Origin of the sequence: Rhizobium sp. NZLR10 (assembly GCF_019685125.1) — a bacterium.
GTDB lineage: Bacteria > Pseudomonadota > Alphaproteobacteria > Rhizobiales > Rhizobiaceae > Rhizobium.
On the sequence record NZ_JABDWE010000001.1, the window covers coordinates 562,536 to 580,085 of the forward strand.

The window sequence follows — 17,550 nt, forward strand, 5'->3', positions numbered from 1 at the left end:
CTGCGCTGGAACAGTTTCCGGCCGGCCGTCGTTTCCAACCTGATAATGGAGAGCGACATGTCGAACGTCTCAAGGACAGGCAAGGAAGAGATCAACAACGCGACCAGCCCGACCACCTTCGGGAGGTCGGTCGAGAGCCAGGCGCAGATGCAGGATGCGGCCGCGCAAGCCTCGCCGGACGCCAGTGGCGAAATGCTGAACATCTACCGGCTGGAACCGATCGCCAAGCCCGACGATCCCAGATGGGCCAACGCTCCCGGACACGGCATCATCGTGGTGGCCGCCCGGACGCCGGGCGATGCGAGGATCGTCGCCGCGGCTCGTGAGCTCGACTTCATGGAAGTGGATGCAGCTCCCGCCGAAGATGTCACCACGGTCAATGCCAGCGCCTTCCGCGACGACAAGCTCTACACCGTCATCGAGATCGATCGGGATAGACGCGACGTCAAACGCGGGATCGTCGACGGTGTAGTTTCGGTCGACACGATCCGACCGGTCGAACTGGATTAAATGCCCCTCTTTTCATTGGAGCTCTCATGAATACGGCCAACCTGCAGCTCAAGGGCCTGATCATGGCAATAGCCTCGATATGCGACGCGATCGTCGAGAAAGAACTGCTCACCCATCAGGAAGTCAATGCCGCGCTCGCGAAAGCCAGAAAGGCCGTCGAAGATGATGACGACAACGAGCTATCCGATTCCAACCGCGCCGCCATCCTGTTTCCCATCCGTGTGCTGATGCTTGCCGACGAGGCAAACAAAAGAGGCGAGCGCTTCACCTTTTCGGACTATGCAAAGCTCGTGGGTAAGCTCACCTGAACATGTTCGACGTGCACGGTTTGGGGATAGACAGCGGCCACCTATTATATTGTCAGCAGTGTCGCTACAGCGATTTTGCAATAAGTTGATATTTTCAGTCTTGTTTTGGACGCGTCCCGTGGCTATACGGCGGCCGCATACACTCACGCACCGGGATCCTTACGTGACCAGCCTCAAATCACTCTTGGCCGCCTGCGGCCTCTCAACCGTGATCGGCCTTGCCGCAACTCCCTCACTGGCCGGTTCGACGACTTACCCGCTGACGCTCGAAAATTGCGGCGCTGAGGTAACGTTCAAGAAGGCGCCCGAGCGGGCGATTGGCCTCGGCCAGAACAGCGCTGAAATTCTGCTGCTGCTCGGCCTCGAGGACAAGATGGCCGGCACCGCTTTCTGGCCGAGCAAGGTCTTGCCGCAGGTTGCCGAAGCCAATGCCAAGGTCAAGCTTCTGACCGTCGAGATGCCGACCTTCGAATCGATCCTCGCCGAAAACCCCGACTTCGTGGCGGCGGCCCTGCCGAGCCTCGTCGGGCCGAACAGCAAGGTCGCCAAGCGCGAGGATTTCGACAAGATCGGCATCGTCACCTATCTCTCGCCCAGCACCTGCCTCAGCACCAAGGACGTGAAGGACCAGTATGGCAGCCGCGCCGAGTTGTGGAACATGGATCTTCTCTACAAGGAGATCGACGAACTATCGCAGATCTTTAACGTCGCCGATCGCGGCCAGGCGCTGATCGCCGACTTCAAGGCGCGTGAGGCCAAGCTTCGTTCCAGCGTCTCGAAGGACGGCAAGAACCTCTCCTACGTCTTCTGGTTCTCCAGCCCCAGCCCGTCCGCCGACGCCTATCTCGGCGGCAAGAACAGCGCCTCCGGCTTCATCGCCGACCTGCTCGGCGGACACAATGCGATATCAGCGGAAGCGGAATGGCCGACGCTCGGCTGGGAAGCCATCATCGCCGCCAATCCCGACGTCATCGTCGTTGCCAGCCTCGACCGCAACCGCTGGGAGCTCGACAAGCCGGAGGCCAAGATCAACTTCCTCAACACCGATCCGGCCGTCAGCCAGATCACTGCCGTCAAGAACAAGGCGATCGTCGTTATGGACGGCCAGGCGATGAACCCTACCGTCCGTACGATCTACGGCGCCGAGCAGGTTGCAGGCCGGTTGAAGGCTCTCGGTCTGTTGAAGTGACGGAAGCGGGCCGTATCTTCCGGCAGCTGAGAACCGCCGTCGCGCTGCTCCTCGCCTCCTTGTGCCTCGTCGCTGTCGCCATTGGCGTCAGCGTCGGGATCGGCGACTTGCCGATCCCGCTTGCAACGACGTTTTCGGCCGTCACCAACCGGCTTGGATGGACCGCGGTCGAGCTGAACCGCATCCACGAGACGGTCATCTGGGATTATCGCCTCAGCCGGGCGCTCGTCGCCGCCTTCTGCGGCGCCGGGCTGGCGCTGTCGGGCGCCACCATGCAGTCGCTGCTGCGCAATCCGCTGGCTGAACCCTATGTGCTCGGCATCTCCGCCGGCGCCTCCACAGGCGCGGTGGCAATCGTCATCCTCGGGCTCGGCGCGGGCGCGGTATCATTGTCGGCCGGAGCCTTTGCCGGCGCCTTCGCCGCCTTCTTCTTCGTGGCGCTCCTCTCGAACGGCACGCGCGGCGGGGCCGACCGCACCATCCTTGCCGGCGTCGCCGCCTCGCAGCTTTTCAACGCCACCACCTCCTATATCGTCACGACCTCGGCCAATGCACAGCAGGCCCGTGACGTGATGTTCTGGCTGCTCGGCAGTTTCGGCGGCGTGCGCTGGCCGGAATTCGCGCTGGTCTCGGTCGTCGTCGGCATCGGCCTCGCCGCCTGTCTGTTCTACGCCCGCGTACTCGACGCCTTCGCTTTCGGCGACGAGGCGGCATCCTCGCTCGGCGTCAATGTCGGCCGCGCCCGCATGGTGCTCTTCGCGCTGACGGCGATGATGACGGCGACGATCGTCAGCATGGTGGGCTCGATCGGCTTCGTCGGCCTCGTCGTTCCGCATGTCGCCCGCTTTGTCGTCGGGCCGCTCCATATTCGCCTGCTGCCGGCCTGTGCCATCGCGGGAGCGATCTTCATGGTGCTCGCCGACATTGCCGCGCGCGCCCTCATTCCCAACCAGATCCTGCCGATCGGCGTCGTCACGGCACTGGTCGGCGTTCCGTTCTTCTCGATCATCCTCTACCGGTTCCAGCGCGCGTCATGAGCATCAAGGCCGACAACCTCATCTGGAAAATTGGCAGGAAGACCATTCTGGACGGCGTCTCCCTGGAGGCGCAGCCGGGCCAGATGCTCGGTCTGCTCGGCCCCAATGGTTCGGGCAAGACTTCGCTGCTGCGGCTCCTCGCCGGCCTGAAGCGGCCGCATGCCGGCCGCGTCACGCTCGACCGCAATGATATCGGCGCGATTAGCCGCCGCTCGATCGCCCGCCGCATCGCCTTCGTCGAGCAGCATGCCACGACAAATGCCAATCTGAAGGTCGTCGACGTCGTCAAGCTCGGCCGGTTTCCGCATCGGTCGATGTTCTCAGGCTGGGCCAGGGCTGACGAAGAGGCGGTCGAAGGCGCGCTGGCGCGCGCCGGCATGGCGGAGAAACGCGACGATCGCTGGCAGAGCCTGTCGGGTGGTGAAAAACAGCGCACCCATATCGCAAGGGCGCTCGCCCAGTCGCCCCAAGAGCTGATCCTCGACGAGCCCACGAACCATCTCGATATCCAGCACCAGATCGGCCTGATGCGGCTCGTCTCCGGCCTGCCGATCACCAGCATCGTCGCGCTGCACGATCTCAACCATGCCGCCATGTTCTGCGATCAGCTGATCATCATGCAGCGGGGCAGGATCGTCGCCTCCGGCGCACCGCAGGACGTGCTGAGCGAAAACCTCCTGCGCGATGTCTTTTCCGTCGAGGCCCGCATCGAAGCCTCACCCCATCATTCCCGCCCGCACATCCACTATCTCAGATGAGAGTAGCTGAAGCCGCTCTCATGTCACGATCTGCAGCGGCAAAGCGGTCGTCTTTTTCAGCGTCTTGAGGACGATGCTTGACTTGACCGAGGCCAGATTGTCGGTGACCCGGATCGTTCTTTCGAGAAACTGGCTGAGATGGTCGAGGTCGCGCGTCATGACCTTCATCAGAAAATCGGCGTCCCCCGTCTGCGAATAGCACTCCAGAATCTCCGGCGCCGTCTCGATGAAGCGATGAAGCCGCTCGTTTCCGCCTTCCGTATGCGCTCTGAGGCTGACAAGAGTATGAGCGACGACGCTGAAACCCAACTTTGCGGGATTGAGGATGGCAACGACATTCTGAATGTATTGCTCGTTGCGCAGCCTTTCCAAACGGCGCGCGCATTGGGTCGCAGAAAGATTGACCTGCTGCGACAACTCGCTCTGCGTCATCTCGCTGTTCTGCTGGAGCGCGGCAAGCAATTTGATGTCGAACTGGTCAAGCATGGTCACGATCCCCAAAAGAGGTGAATTTCTGCGCATTATAGCTACGACACGCCGATTATCTTCATATTTATGTTGAAGCAGGGAGATATTCGCAGAAATTCGCCGCAGGAGTTCAGTTAATCTCCGACCAAGAGATGGAACGGAGGTGGACTTATGTTTGACCAACTGAATAGCCGGCCAGCCGACAGTCTACTTGCCCTGATCAAGGCCTTTCACGCCGACGATCGCAGCGGAAAGGTCGACCTCGGCGTCGGCGTCTATCGCGACATCATGGGACGCACGCCGGTGATGCGTGCCGTGAAGGCAGCGGAGCAGTTTCTTCTCGAGACCCAGGACAGCAAGAAATACCTTGGCCCGGAAGGCGATCTGCAATTCGTGCGCCTGCTGCAGCCTATTATTTTCGGAAAATCACCGACGTTCGGTCATCGCCTTGTCGGCATTCAGACACCGGGCGGAAGCGGTGCGCTGCGTCTAGGCGCCGAACTCATCCAAACAGCAAATCCGTCGGCGAAGGTTCTGCTCGGGACGCCGAGCTGGCCAAACCATGCGCCGATCTTCGGCGCAGCGCGTTTGCCGGTCAAGGCGTACGCCTTTGTCGACCTGACGTTACAGCAGGTGAAATTCGAAAGCGTCATCGAAGCCTTGTCTTCCGCGGGGGAAGGCGACGTCGTGCTCCTTCACGGTTGCTGCCATAATCCGACCGGCATCGATTTCACCATGGAGCAGTGGCGGCAGATCACCGCACTGCTTGTTGCACAGAAGCTGGTGCCGTTCATCGATCTTGCCTATCAGGGGCTCGGCGACGGTCTGGAACATGACGCCGCGCCGACACGCATGATCCTCGATGCCGTCGATGAGGCGCTGATCGCTTATTCCTGCGACAAGAACTTTGGCCTTTATCGCGAGCGTGTCGGCGCGCTCTATGTCATGGCCCGCAATGTCGACGACACCGGGAAGGCCGAAAGCAACATGGCGGCCCTTGCCCGTGTCAACTGGTCTATGCCGCCCGACCATGGCGCCGCGATCGTCAGAACCATCCTCGAGAGTGACGAAATGTCGGCAATGTGGCGCGCCGAACTCGAGGAGATGTGCCAGCGCGTCAACGGCAATCGTGCGGCGCTTGCCGCCGCTGCTCCCGATCTGGCGTTCATTAGCCAGCAGCGCGGTCTGTTCTCCAATCTCTCCATGTCGAAAGAAACGGCAGTAGCGCTTCGAGCCAAGCACGGCATCTATATGGCCGATTCCGGTCGTATGAACCTTGCGGGCATGCAGCCGGACGATGCCTGCGCCATCGTCGCCGCACTTCGCGCTGAAGGCTGCCTAAAATCATCGATGTCGGCCTAAGCGAACTCAAGCCTTTGAGGTTTTAAAATGAGCAGGAAAGAAACGACCGGCCAGGCGATGACCCGTTCGCTCATCGGCCATCGGATCGACACGGTCTTCGGCATCCCGGGCGCCCATATGTATGATTTCAACGATGCCCTCTACGGTGCCAGCGACAAAGTTCGGTTCATCCACACCAGGCACGAACAGGGCGCCGGATATATGGCCTACGGCTATGCCAAATCCACCGGCCGGATCGGCGCCTACACCGTCGTGCCCGGCCCCGGCGTCCTCAATTCCGCCGCGGCTCTGTGCACGGCTTACGGCGCCAATTCGCCGGTGCTTTGCATCACCGGCAACATCATGTCCCATTTGATCGGTCAGGGCAGAGGACAGTTGCACGAGCTGCCGGATCAACTCGCGACGATGCGCGGGATTACCAAGACGGCGGAGCGCATCAATCACCTGTCGGAGGCCGGTCCTGTCATGGCCGACGTCGTCAGTAAGATGCTTTCCGGCCGCCAGGGTCCGGGAGCGGTCGAAGCCCCTTGGGATGTATTTGGCCAATCCGGCCCTGAAATCGAACTTCCCATCGGTTCGAGAGCCCCTCACCCAGCAGTCAACCACGATCAGGTCGCTGCCGCAGCCGCGCTGATATCAGGCGCCAAGAACCCGATGATCATGGTTGGCGGCGGTGCTGTAGATGCCGGCGCCGAGATCGCCGCGCTTGCAAAATTGCTGCAGTCGCCCGTCACCTCCCATCGTTCCGGCAAGGGCATCGTCGCCGACGACCACCCGAACTCCCTGAATTTTGTCGCCGCCTATGAATACTGGAAGAACACCGACGTGCTGATCGGGATCGGCAGCCGGCTCGAATTGCAGTTCATGCGATGGAAGTGGCTCCCCAAGGGCCTCAAGGTGATCCGCATCGATATCGATCCGACCGAGATGGTCCGCCTCAAGCCGAATGTCGGCATTGTCGCCGATGCCAAGGCAGCGACGCAAGCTCTGCTCGATACCCTGGCAGAATCCCCCAGCAAGGATCGCACCCACGAATTTGCCGATCTCAACAAAGGCGCCAAGTCCCGGTTCTCGGAAGTGCAGCCGCAGCTTGCCTATCTCCATGCCATTCGCCAAGCCCTGCCGAGGGACGGCTTCTTCGTCGAGGAGGTCAGCCAGGTGGGCTTTACCGCCCGGTTTGCCTTCCCGGTCTATGGTCCGCGCCAATATGTGACATGCGGTTATCAAGACAATCTGGGTTTCGGCTTCAACACGGCCTTGGGTGTAAAAGTCGCCAATCCCGACAAAGCTGTGGTCTCTGTTTCAGGCGATGGAGGCTTCATGTTCGGCGTTCAGGAGCTTGCCACTGCCGTCCAGCACAAGATCAATGTCGTCGCTATCGTCTTCAACAATTCCGCCTATGGCAATGTGTTGCGAGACCAGAAGCAGGCATATCAAGGCCGCTATCTCGGCTCGGACCTGACCAATCCTGATTTTGTCGCTCTTGCCGAGAGCTTCGGTATCCGCGCATTCAAGGTGACGAGCCCCGGCGAATTGAAAGCCACCATCGAGAAAGCTCTGTCTCTCGACGAACCGGTTCTCATCGAGGTTCCGATCGAAAAGGGATCAGAGGCGAGCCCCTGGCCTTTCATTCATCCGGCTCCGCACGCCGATTGATGCCCATCAAGACGATGGTCCCTTGAGAAAGATCGTCGCCAGCGGCGGCAGCGTCAACGACAGGGAGGCTGCCCTGCCGTGGGCGGGGACCGGTTCGCTCGACAGCGCACCGTTGACGAGGCCGGAGCCGCCATATTCCCGCGCATCCGTCGTTATCCCTTCGACCCACACTCCATCCTTCGGCACGCCGATCCGGTAGCCGTAACGCGGCACCGGTGTGAAGTTCGAGACGACCAGGAGAGAGGAAGTGCGATCGGGGGCATAACGGAGCATGCCGAGGACGGAATTGACGGCGTCGTCGGCTGCCGCCCATTCGAAGCCCTCGGGATGAAAGTCGCCGAATTGCAATGCGGCTTCGTCCCTGTAAAGGCTGTTCAGATCCTTCACCAGCCGCTGAATGCCGACATGCTGGGGCCGATCCAGTACATCCCAGGTCACCGAAGCGTCGTGGTTCCATTCGCCCGGCTGGGCGATTTCGCTGCCCATGAACAACAGTTTCTTGCCGGGATGTCCCCACATGAAAGCGAGATAGCTGCGCAGATTGGCGAATTTCTGCCATTCGTCGCCCGGCATCTTCGTCAGCAGCGAGCCTTTGCCATAGACGACCTCGTCATGGGAAATCGGCAGTATGAAGCGCTCCGAATAGGCATAGATCATGCCGAAGGTCATCGTGCCATGATGATGACTCCGATAGACCGGATCCTTCTCGATGTAGCTCAGGCTGTCATGCATCCAGCCCATGTTCCATTTGATGTCGAAACCGAGGCCGCCCTGCTCGGGTGGCTTCGTGACACCAGGCCAGGCCGTCGATTCCTCGGCGATTGTCATCGCATGCGGGCAGCGCTCGTGAATGATGCTGTTCAGGTGCTTGAAGAATTCGACCGCTTCCAGATTTTCGCGGCCGCCATATTGATTGGGAACCCACTCGCCTTCATTGCGGCTATAGTCACGGTAAAGCATCGATGCCACGGCATCGACGCGCAACCCGTCGATATGGTAGCGCTCCAGCCATTCCAGCGCGCTGGCGATCAGGAAGCCTTTGACCTCGTTGCGGCCGAGATTGTAGATCAGCGTGTTCCAGTCGCGGTGAAAACCCTCGCGCGGATCCTCGTGCTCGTAGAGCGCGCTGCCGTCGAAGCGGGCAAGTCCCCAGACGTCTGTGGGAAAGTGGGCCGGCACCCAGTCGAGGATGACGCCAAGCCCCGCCCCATGGCAGCGGTCGACGAAATAGGCGAAATCCTCAGGCGTCCCATATCGGCCGGTCGGGGCAAACAGGCCAAGCGGCTGATAGCCCCAGGAGCCGCCGAACGGATGCTCCATAATCGGCAGCAGCTCGATATGGGTAAAGCCCATGTCACGAGCATAGGGGACAAGCCGCTGGCTGAGCTCAACCCAGTCGAGCGACCTGTTACCGTCTTTCTGGTCGCGGAGCCAGGAGCCGACATGCACCTCATAAACCGAGACCGCGCCCTCCAGCCTCGCCTGCCGGGATCGGCCCTTCATCCAGCCGTCATCGCTCCATCGAAATGGCGTCGACGATGCGACGATGGACGCTGTGGATGGGGCGGCCTCGCTCGCCCTCGCCACCGGATCGGCCTTATGCGGCAGGCAGGTTCCAGCAGCATCGACGATCTCGAACTTGTATCGTTCGCCAGGCGCCAGCCGGGGAATGAACAGCTCCCAGACACCCGCCGACTGCCTCAGCCGCATCGGGTTTCGCCGACCGTCCCAGGCGTTGAAGTCGCCAACGACCGAGACGCGCCGCGCGTTCGGGGCCCACACGGCGAAACGAACGCCTGATATGCCGTCGATCGACATCGCCACGGCGCCGAGCGTCCGGCTCAGACTATAGTGGGTGCCCTCCGAGATCAGATGGAGGTCGAGTTCTCCGAGCAACAGGCCGAAACTATAGGGGTCCTCGGTGATCTGCACCGCATCCGGCCACGTGATCCGCAGGCGGTATCCCGCCCTGGCGACCGTCGCCGCCGCAAACAGGCCGGACGGGTGGGCGATGCTGAAAGGCGCCACCACTCGACCGCTCGCCGCCTCGATGAGATCGACCGCGTCGGCGCCGGGCAGGTAAACGCGCACGATCGTCATGCCGCTACTCTCATGGGGGCCGAGGATCGAAAAAGGATCGCCGTGGCGTCCCTCGATCAGAGCCTGGAGCTCATCCTGTCCGATGCCCGCCAGCAGTTCCGAGCGCTCAACATTCATGCCGGGACCCCCGCCAGACGCGAAACGATTTCGGTGAAGCCGGAGAGCGGAATGGGAAGCCATTTCGGCCGGTTGCGGGCTTCATAGGCGATCTCATAGGCGGCTTTTTCGAGAAGAAAGGCATCGAGAACCCTCCGTCGTTGACCGGACGGCATATAAAGCGCCTTCGATGCCGACACCGCCTGCGAATAGGCGCCGAGGAACGCCTCCTCTGCCTGGCGCCCGAAGCGGGCGATGGCGTCGCGCCGGACTTCGTTCTCGTGTTCGATGACGGCGTCGTTGTCGAGCTGGGCGGTGGCCACGAGATAGCTCAGCGATCTCAAAAGCCCGGCGACATCGCGCAGCGGGTTGGTCTTGGCGCGGCGCTCGGCCAGGTTTTTAGCAGGCTCGCCCTCGAAGTCGATGATGACGGCATCGCCCTCGCTGACGAGGATCTGGCCAAGATGGAAATCGCCATGCGTGCGAGTCATCAGCGTATGGCGTGCGGCCTCCGCAAGCGTCGCGGCAAGCTCGGCGAGTTCGGTGCGGCGCTCAAGAAGCGGTGCTGCGAGCAGGCCGATCGCGGGATCGGCATTCTCCTCGCGTTCGGCAAGTTTCGACATGGCATAAGCGACCTCGCCGGCAACCGCCTTCTTCATCGTGTCGACCTCGCTGTCGCCGGCGACGACGGGGCTAAAGGCTTCGTCCCCGGTCTCGCCGGCGAGCACGACATGCAGTTCGCCCAATCTCATGCCGACCATCGCGACGAAGCTGATCAGCGGCTGGAAGACGTCGTCGCCGGGCTGGACGGCCGGATCGTTGAGCACGAGTTCGTCTGCCCCACGGCGCAGGTTGTTCAGCATCCAGTTCCAGGCGTCCCCCTGATTGCGGATCGCGCCTTGGACGATGATCAATATCGAACGGCGTCCGCTGGAATCCGTGTGCGCGACCTCGCCCAGCAAGGGGGCGGTGTGGTCATAGCCGGCGCGGGTGAGATAGCGCGTCATCTCGACCTCCGGATGGATTCCAGGAAAGATGTGCCTGATCAGTTTGATCATCGCGAGGTCGCCGACGATCAGCGAACTGTTGGACTGCTCGGCCGAGAGCCAATGGACCGGAAGGTCGTCGGTGACGGCCAGACGGTCGAGCCGCTCCGTGCCGAGAAATTCAAGTGTGCCGGTGCGGCCGGTAATGCGCGAGCGGTCGCCAAGCCCGCGCAGGATACCGCGCGCCATCGCCTCCACAGCAAATCCGTCCGTCAGGAAGCCGACCCGCCTGCCTTGGCGAATCCGTCCGAGCGCGAGCTGCTGGGTCAGTACGGAGGGTTGCGCATCGTCCCAGGCGACTGCCAGCGGCAGCTGGTAGGATTCGCTATGGTTCGGCAGCACGGCCTCCAATTCGCCGAGAACGATCCCGTCGGCAAACGGTATCGGCGTTGCGGAAATCAGGCGCGCCGCCTGAAGCGGCTGATCCTTCGCCCCGAACCACCGCCGCTTGCCGAGATAGGCAGGCAGAATTTCATTGCTGAGGACGCGTGCAAGCTTGGGTTCATCGACAAGATCGAGCAGGCCGCGGCGGATTACCATCGTCACCAGATCGGGAAGCTGCTCCGGCGGCGCGGTGCGCCATGCCGGCGGGTCGGCATCGGCCTCCAATTGGAACCAGAAGAATCCGTAGGGCGGCAGTGTCAGCAGATAGGTCAGCTGGCCGATCGGCGGAAAGGGCGACATGCCGGTCAATTCGATCGGCACGCGGCCCTCGAAACTCGAGAGGTCGAGTTCGACGGCCTGGGGCAGCCGTGAGAGATTTGCGACGCACATCAGCGTCTCGCCTTCATATTCCCTGAGATAAGCGAGGATCTTGCGGTTCTCCGGTGCGAGGAACCGCAACGAACCACGGCCGAAGGCCGGATGCCTGCCGCGCAGCGCCAGCATCTTGCGCGTCCAGTTGAGCAGCGAATGCGCGTCCGTGCTCTGCGCCTCGACGTTGACGGCCTCGAAACCGTAGAGCGGGTCGGCCACCGGCGGCAGGACCAGACGCGCCGGGTCTACCCTGGAGAAGCCGCCATTGCGGTCCGGAGACCATTGCATCGGCGTCCTGACCCCATCCCGGTCGCCGAGGTAGATATTATCGCCCATGCCGATCTCGTCGCCGTAATAGATCACCGGCGTTCCCGGCATCGAGAGAAGCAGCGCGTTCATCAGCTCGATCCGCCGGCGGTCGCGCTCCATCAGCGGTGCCAGGCGCCGCCTGATCCCGAGATTGATGCGGGCACGCTTGTCGGATGCATAGGTCTCCCAAAGATAGTCGCGCTCGGCGTCGGTCACCATTTCGAGCGTCAGCTCGTCGTGGTTGCGAAGGAAGATCGCCCATTGGCAGTTGTCGGGAATCTCAGGCGTCTGCCGCAGGATATCGGTGATCGGAAACCGGTCCTCCTTGGCGATCGCCATATACATGCGCGGCATCAGCGGGAAGTGGAAGGCCATGTGGCATTCGTCACCCTCGCCGAAATACTCGCGCGTGTCCTCCGGCCATTGATTGGCCTCGGCAAGCAGCATCACACCGGGATGGGTGGCATCGAGCGCAGCGCGGATGCGTTTGAGGATTGCGTGGGTTTCCGGCAAGTTTTCGTTGATCGTCCCCTCACGCTCGACGAGGTAGGGGATCGCGTCGAGGCGAAACCCGTCGATGCCGGTTTCCAGCCAGAAGCGCATCACCTTCAGGAGTTCCTCCATGACGAGCGGGCTGTCGAAATTCAGGTCGGGCTGATGCGAATAGAAGCGGTGCCAGTAGTAGGCGCCGGCGACAGCATCCCATGTCCAGTTGGATTTTTCCGTGTCTATGAAAATGATGCGCGTTTCCGGAAACTTCTGATCGGTATCCGACCAGACGTAGAAGTCGCGCTCCGGCGACCCCGCTGGCGCCTGGCGCGCGCGCTGGAACCAGGGATGCTGGTCAGAGGTGTGGTTGATGACGAGCTCGATAATGACGCGGATATTGCGCCGGTGGGCGGCATCGACGAAGGCGCGAAAATCCTCCACCGTCCCGTAGTCGGGGCTGACATTGCCGTAATCAGCGATATCATAGCCGTCGTCGCGGCGCGGAGAGGGAAAGAACGGCAGCAGCCAGATGGCGTTGACGCCGAGCGCTGCGATGTGATCGAGCTTCTGGTGCAGACCGGCAAAGTCGCCGACGCCGTCGCCATTGGCGTCGTAGAACGACTTGATATGCAGCTGGTAAATGATCGCATCCTTGTACCACAGCGGCTGATGCGAGCCATCGGTATTCGTCGTGTCCATTCATGCCTCCCTTGAGCGAATACGCCAGATCGCATAGGGCAGGACGTGGGGATTGAGCCCGATGCTCTGCCATTTGCCAGTCCACTTGAAACGATGCCCGCCGATCAGATCTTCGGCATCCAGCGTGCCGCCATCCCCGAGCGACCACTGCCAGAGCGGCAGCTCGACATCGCTTTGCTGGAAATTGTGGGGGTCGAGGCTGATGGCGATCAGCAGGACGTTGTCACGCGCACGGCTTGCCTTCTCGAAAAACAGGATATTGCCATTTCGTGCATTCAGCAGCGTCAGCCCGAGATGTGAATGCAGCGCGGTATTTTCACTCCGGATGCGGTTGAGCATGCTGATCTCGGCGATGATGTTGCCCGGTCGGTCGTAGTCCCAGGCGCGGATCTCGTACTTCTCGCTATCGGCATATTCCTTGCGCTTGGCATCGGGGCGCCCCTCGCAAAGTTCGAAACCGTTATAGACGCCCCACAGGCCCGAGAGGGTGGCGGCAAGGGCTGCGCGGATCAGGAAGGCCGGGCGCGGTGCGTTCTGCAGGAAATCCGGATTGATATCATGGGTGTTGACGAAAAAATGCGGGCGGAAGAATTCCTTCGCCGCCGTCTCCGTCAGCTCCCGCATATATTGCTCGAGTTCCCACTTGGCATTGCGCCAGGTGAAATAGGTGTAGGACTGGGAAAAGCCGATCTTTGCCAGCCTGTACATGACCTTCGGCTTGGTGAAGGCTTCCGACAGGAAGACGACATCGGGATGACGCGCCCTGATGTCTCCGATCAGCCATTCCCAGAACGGAAAGGGCTTGGTGTGTGGATTGTCGACGCGAAAAAGTTTGACGCCCTGGTCCACCCAAAGCTGGACGACATCCCTGAGCTCCACCCATAGCGAAGGTAGCGCATCCCTGGTGTAGAAATCGACGTTGACGATGTCCTCGTATTTCTTCGGCGGGTTTTCGGCATATTTGATCGTGCCGTCGGGACGCCAGTCGAACCAGCCAGGATGCTCCGTGAGCCAGGGGTGATCCGGCGACGCCTGGATTGCGAGGTCGAGGGCGATCTCCAGGCCATGCCGGCCCGCCGCCTCGATCAGCCGCCGGAAATCCTCGAACTCGCCAAGTTCTGGATGGATGGCATCGTGGCCGCCATCCTCCGAGCCTATGGCATAGGGGCTTCCGGGATCATCCGGCGCGGCTTTCAGGCTGTTGTTGCGGCCTTTGCGGTTGGTCGAACCGATCGGATGAATTGGCGGGAAATAGAGCACGTCGAAGCCCATATCGCGGATGGCCGGCAATCTCGCGATGACGTCGTCGAACGTGCCATGCCGGTCCGGATCGCCACTCTGCGAGCGCGGGAAGATCTGGTACCAGCTGGCAAAGGCGGCGGCCTTGCGTTCGGCATCGACGGCGCTTGCCGCCGAGCAAAGCCGAAACGGCCGCCTGTCGGCCTTGTTCATCAGTTCCGATGTCTTAGGATCAAGCAGGATCGCCGCGCGCTCGGCATCCGGCGCGTGTTCGAGACGGTCGGCAAGGGCTTTCAATTCCGCGCTGAGCGCTGTGCTGGCCTGGGTCTCAGCCGAGCGGACGAGATTCACCCCCTCCTGCAGCTCGAGCTTCAGGTCCAGCCTGGCATCGTTCTTCTTCGTCAGTTCGTAGCGAAAGATCGCAAACAGGTTCCTCCATGCCTCGACGGCAAACTCATAGCGGCCGGTCCGCTCCAACAGGAATTCGGCGCGCCAGCGGTCGTTTTCGACCAGCTGCATCTCCGTCTCGTTCCAGTCCGCCGCATCGAGCGGCCGCCAGAGCAGGACGGCGGCGATCGGGTCGTGGCCGTCTGCGAATATATCTGCCTCGACGGTGACGATGTCGCCGACCACTCGCTTGACTGGGAAGCGCCCTTCATCGACGCGCGGCAGGATGTTTTCGATGGCGAGCCGCGGCGACGCCGTCGCCTGCTCGATATCGAGAATGGGCCGGGATGTGATCGGTGCCGGCGCTTTGCCTTCGATTACCAGGGTCTCCCCTGCCCGCAGCCGTAGAGCCGCGCTGCCGGCAGCCACGGGAAGAAAACCCGAAGCCGCTTCGCGAAGTGCCGTAACCGGAGCGGGCGCGCTTTTCCGAAGGTCCCTGTTGATTAAGATGAAGCGCACATTCTCCGTGCTGCGAAGGTCTTCCGCCTCGGATTGCAGAAGCGCTGAGACCGGGCCATTGGCGTTGCGGATGAGCCGAAGCGTTGCAGCGAAGGCATCTGGGTTCTTGCCGATTTCCGTGTTCGCAAGGCGAATTTGGGAGGAGATATCGAAAGCGAGGTCATGGCGCAGGCCTCGCAAGCCCGTTCCATTCCCATGGGTCGGATCGAGCGGCGTGGCTGCGCCATACTCGAAGCCCATCGGAACCATCACGCCACCACCGAGCGCGGCGGCAAGGCGCAGCGCACGGACGGCGCGCCGTTCGAGGATTTCGCGGCTCTCGGTTCCGTGCGCGATCCGCCGGGAGAATGGCGGCTCCGGAAAGGCGATCTGCCGGCCGAATAACGCCTGCACGCGGTGTTCTTCGATAAACCATCTCTCGTCGAAATCCCACCAGGCCATCGATGAAAAACATCCATCGAAGCCTGCATCCTTGACCGCTTCCCTCGCGCCGAAATCGGTGCCGGGGGTCCAGGCGAAGAATTGCGCGTCCGCCTTCTCGCGCACCGCCGAAATCAGCGATTTGAAGAGCGTCGGCGCGGCGCGATCGATCCCGAGCACCCGGTAGCCGGAGAGGCCTAGAGGGGCCAGTCTTCGCAGCCGTTCGGTCCATTCTTCCAATAGCCGGGATTGAGACTCCGCCGCCATCGCGGACATCGGCTCCGCCGGGTCTAATGGTGAGCGACGAGGGTCGACGGGATGAAAGCCCGCTTCGGGATCCCGAGACTTGCCATCGAGCATCAGGTCCATCATCAAGGCGACACCGCTCTTGCCGGCAGCCTCCGCCAAGCGCGCTACCCCATCCTCGACCGCGCTCCCGAGCGACAGCGGAGGATCGAGGCGATCGAAGTCCCGCGGGGCAAAGACGCTGCACTCCCCGCCCCGGTCGAAGAGAGGCGCCGTCAGCACACGATCGAAACCCGTATCCGCCGCATGGTCGAAAACCTCGCGCCATGCGTCGATGCCCTGAAGTAGAAGCGGATTGACATAATAGATCCGGGGTGGGGTGCTCAACACACCCTGGTTCGTAGAAAATGGCATCGGCCGCCGCCTCGAGTTGCTTTCCATGCAAACTTCCCTTGGCGGTGGTTGTTCCACCGAAACCGCCAATTCGCGATGCGCGACGATCACCGATCGCACCGACGTTCGCTCATCAACGGCGCTCAATGATGCAGAGAGTGCTTGAGGATTCATGCCGCTTTTGGGTAGTCTCGCCTCTCCCAGGAGGGTACCCATTTGGCTGTTGACGGCGCATCGGTGTTTCGAACGATACTCGTCACTGCAACGCTTGCAGCGTGCGTCTCGTCCCTCGCCTCCTGGAGCATCGATACCGATCGTTCGACTCCTCACAAGCACGGCCTGTTTGAGATCCGCGAGGAGGCCAGGCGTTTCATCTCGGGTGAGAACGCCAAGGGGAGCGAGCAATGGCAAGCGTTGGAGCCCAACGCCAAGGTGCTGGTTCCTCGATGCGCGGTCCCGCTCCAAACACAATGGACGCCGACGAGCCTCGGCCGTTCGAAACCCAGCGTCATGGTGATTTGCGCAGCCGCGGTGCCGAACACCGTGATGAAAACTTGGGATGTGCATGTTCCCGTAGAGCGGAAGTCGCACCATCCTTAAGGGCGGGCACCTGAGCAAGATTTGATGTACTGAATGAAAACACTTCGATTGCAATAGAGACAACCAGACGTGGATGTATCGGTAGAACTGTGCTCCTATCCCGAACTTGACGACCGGATCGTGATCGTTCGAGCGGGCGACGAAGTCGATGGCGTGTTTGTCCGGACCGAGAGGTTCAACGTCCTGATCGATACGCTCGGGACGCCCGAGCTATGCCGAATGGCGCTGGATCTGCTTGAAGAGAAGGCTGCAGCTCGCCCGCTGATGGTCATCAACTCGCACATGGATTGGGATCATTTCTGGGGAAATGCCGCCATTGCGGGCCGCGCTCCCATCATAGCGCATGCCGCGGCGCTCGACCGCTTGCGTGATCCCTCCGCGCAGCAGATCCTCAGAGACAAGGCCAGTCAGGAATCGAGATTTCGGAATGTCGAGCTCATCGGTCCCGATATCACCTTCTCCGGCTCGATGGTTCTCAACGGCGGCGATCTCACGCTCGAACTGATCCATACGCCCGGGCACACGCCCGACCATATCGCCGTATGGATCCCCGAACTTCGCATCTGCCTGGCGGTCGATGCGGTGGAATACCCCATTCCCGAAGTCTGGAGCAAAAGTGCCGAAGACCTTCGCCTGATCCGTTCCTCGCTGGAGCGTATCCGTGACCTCGATGCGAGACTGGTCATCCCCGCGCATGGCCAGACGTCTTCACCTTCAACGGTGAATGCGAACCTCGTCTATTTCGAAGCCTTGGCCGATCGTGTCGATGGGTTGAGCGAAAACCAACTGGCGGATGGACAACTCAGCCGCTCAAGCGACTTCCGGCTTGAAGATTTCGTCATCATTCCCGACGGGATGCCTTTGGATACGGTGACATTCTACCGGAACTGCCACGAGACAAATCTTGGCGCCACGGTTCAGGCCCATATCGAAAAACGGAATCACGCATAGGGGATAGCATGC

General features: G+C 61.4%; 13 protein-coding genes. 9 read left to right on the forward strand and 4 right to left on the reverse strand.

Annotated elements, in window-relative coordinates; all coding sequences use genetic code 11:
• The first annotated feature begins 45 nt into the window (after positions 1 to 45).
• From HJB82_RS02575 to HJB82_RS02595, 5 genes are all read left to right on the forward strand, one after another.
• Entirely contained in the window at positions 46 to 510 is a 465-nt protein-coding gene (locus tag HJB82_RS02575) for a hypothetical protein (RefSeq protein WP_207585195.1), read from the forward strand.
• A gap of 26 nt (positions 511 to 536) precedes the next feature.
• The gene (locus HJB82_RS02580; RefSeq protein ID WP_207584703.1) at positions 537 to 818 is read left to right on the forward strand and encodes a hypothetical protein; all 282 of its coding nucleotides are present in this window, start codon (positions 537 to 539) and stop codon (positions 816 to 818) included.
• Between the two features lie 163 nt (positions 819 to 981).
• Positions 982 to 2,007 (forward strand): ABC transporter substrate-binding protein, encoded by a 1,026-nt coding sequence (locus tag HJB82_RS02585; protein WP_221139523.1) that lies wholly within the window; start codon positions 982 to 984, stop codon positions 2,005 to 2,007.
• On the forward strand, positions 2,004 to 3,044 hold the full coding sequence (locus HJB82_RS02590) for an iron ABC transporter permease (protein WP_221139524.1): 1,041 nt from the start codon (positions 2,004 to 2,006) through the stop codon (positions 3,042 to 3,044). Before HJB82_RS02585 ends, HJB82_RS02590 begins: the two co-directional genes overlap by 4 nt.
• Positions 3,041 to 3,802, forward strand: coding sequence for an ABC transporter ATP-binding protein (locus tag HJB82_RS02595; protein ID WP_221132546.1), 762 nt, complete (start codon positions 3,041 to 3,043; stop codon positions 3,800 to 3,802). Before HJB82_RS02590 ends, HJB82_RS02595 begins: the two co-directional genes overlap by 4 nt.
• An 18-nt stretch (positions 3,803 to 3,820) precedes the next feature.
• Here the strand turns inward: HJB82_RS02595 and HJB82_RS02600 are convergent, their stop codons facing one another.
• Complete coding sequence (locus HJB82_RS02600) at positions 3,821 to 4,288, reverse strand: Lrp/AsnC family transcriptional regulator (RefSeq protein WP_221139525.1); 468 nt, start codon at positions 4,286 to 4,288, stop codon at positions 3,821 to 3,823.
• 153 nt (positions 4,289 to 4,441) lie between these two features.
• Between HJB82_RS02600 and HJB82_RS02605 the strand changes: the two genes are divergently transcribed.
• Entirely contained in the window at positions 4,442 to 5,632 is a 1,191-nt protein-coding gene (locus tag HJB82_RS02605; RefSeq protein WP_207584698.1) for an amino acid aminotransferase, read from the forward strand.
• Positions 5,633 to 5,659: 27 nt separating this feature from the next.
• Positions 5,660 to 7,288: a thiamine pyrophosphate-dependent enzyme gene (locus HJB82_RS02610; protein WP_221139526.1), complete on the forward strand. Its 1,629-nt coding sequence runs from the start codon at positions 5,660 to 5,662 to the stop codon at positions 7,286 to 7,288.
• 6 nt (positions 7,289 to 7,294) lie between these two features.
• Here the strand turns inward: HJB82_RS02610 and glgB are convergent, their stop codons facing one another.
• The 3 genes from glgB to HJB82_RS02625 are packed head-to-tail and all read right to left on the reverse strand — an operon-like array spanning position 7,295 to position 16,008.
• On the reverse strand, positions 7,295 to 9,505 hold the full coding sequence (gene glgB / locus HJB82_RS02615; RefSeq protein ID WP_221132543.1) for a 1,4-alpha-glucan branching protein GlgB: 2,211 nt from the start codon (positions 9,503 to 9,505) through the stop codon (positions 7,295 to 7,297).
• On the reverse strand, positions 9,502 to 12,783 hold the full coding sequence (gene treS / locus HJB82_RS02620; RefSeq protein ID WP_221139527.1) for a maltose alpha-D-glucosyltransferase: 3,282 nt from the start codon (positions 12,781 to 12,783) through the stop codon (positions 9,502 to 9,504). Before treS ends, glgB begins: the two co-directional genes overlap by 4 nt.
• Positions 12,784 to 16,008, reverse strand: coding sequence for an alpha-1,4-glucan--maltose-1-phosphate maltosyltransferase (locus tag HJB82_RS02625; protein ID WP_207584694.1), 3,225 nt, complete (start codon positions 16,006 to 16,008; stop codon positions 12,784 to 12,786).
• Positions 16,009 to 16,224: 216 nt separating this feature from the next.
• Between HJB82_RS02625 and HJB82_RS02630 the strand changes: the two genes are divergently transcribed.
• Positions 16,225 to 16,587: a hypothetical protein gene (locus tag HJB82_RS02630; RefSeq protein WP_207585194.1), complete on the forward strand. Its 363-nt coding sequence runs from the start codon at positions 16,225 to 16,227 to the stop codon at positions 16,585 to 16,587.
• Between the two features lie 69 nt (positions 16,588 to 16,656).
• A complete protein-coding gene (locus HJB82_RS02635; protein ID WP_207584693.1) occupies positions 16,657 to 17,538 on the forward strand; it encodes an MBL fold metallo-hydrolase in 882 nt (293 codons plus the stop codon).
• Positions 17,539 to 17,550 lie beyond the last annotated feature (12 nt).

Bases quoted from the DNA above. Each gene is read 5' to 3' on its own strand.
- HJB82_RS02575 (WP_207585195.1), top strand. From the start codon at position 46: ATGGAGAGCGACATGTCGAACGTCTCAAGGACAGGCAAGGAAGAGATC.
- HJB82_RS02580 (WP_207584703.1), top strand. From the start codon at position 537: ATGAATACGGCCAACCTGCAGCTCAAGGGCCTGATCATGGCAATAGCC.
- HJB82_RS02595 (WP_221132546.1), top strand. From the start codon at position 3,041: ATGAGCATCAAGGCCGACAACCTCATCTGGAAAATTGGCAGGAAGACC.
- HJB82_RS02600 (WP_221139525.1), bottom strand. From the start codon at position 4,288: ATGCTTGACCAGTTCGACATCAAATTGCTTGCCGCGCTCCAGCAGAAC.
- HJB82_RS02605 (WP_207584698.1), top strand. From the start codon at position 4,442: ATGTTTGACCAACTGAATAGCCGGCCAGCCGACAGTCTACTTGCCCTG.
- HJB82_RS02610 (WP_221139526.1), top strand. From the start codon at position 5,660: ATGAGCAGGAAAGAAACGACCGGCCAGGCGATGACCCGTTCGCTCATC.
- glgB (WP_221132543.1), bottom strand. From the start codon at position 9,505: ATGAATGTTGAGCGCTCGGAACTGCTGGCGGGCATCGGACAGGATGAG.
- treS (WP_221139527.1), bottom strand. From the start codon at position 12,783: ATGGACACGACGAATACCGATGGCTCGCATCAGCCGCTGTGGTACAAG.
- HJB82_RS02625 (WP_207584694.1), bottom strand. From the start codon at position 16,008: ATGCCATTTTCTACGAACCAGGGTGTGTTGAGCACCCCACCCCGGATC.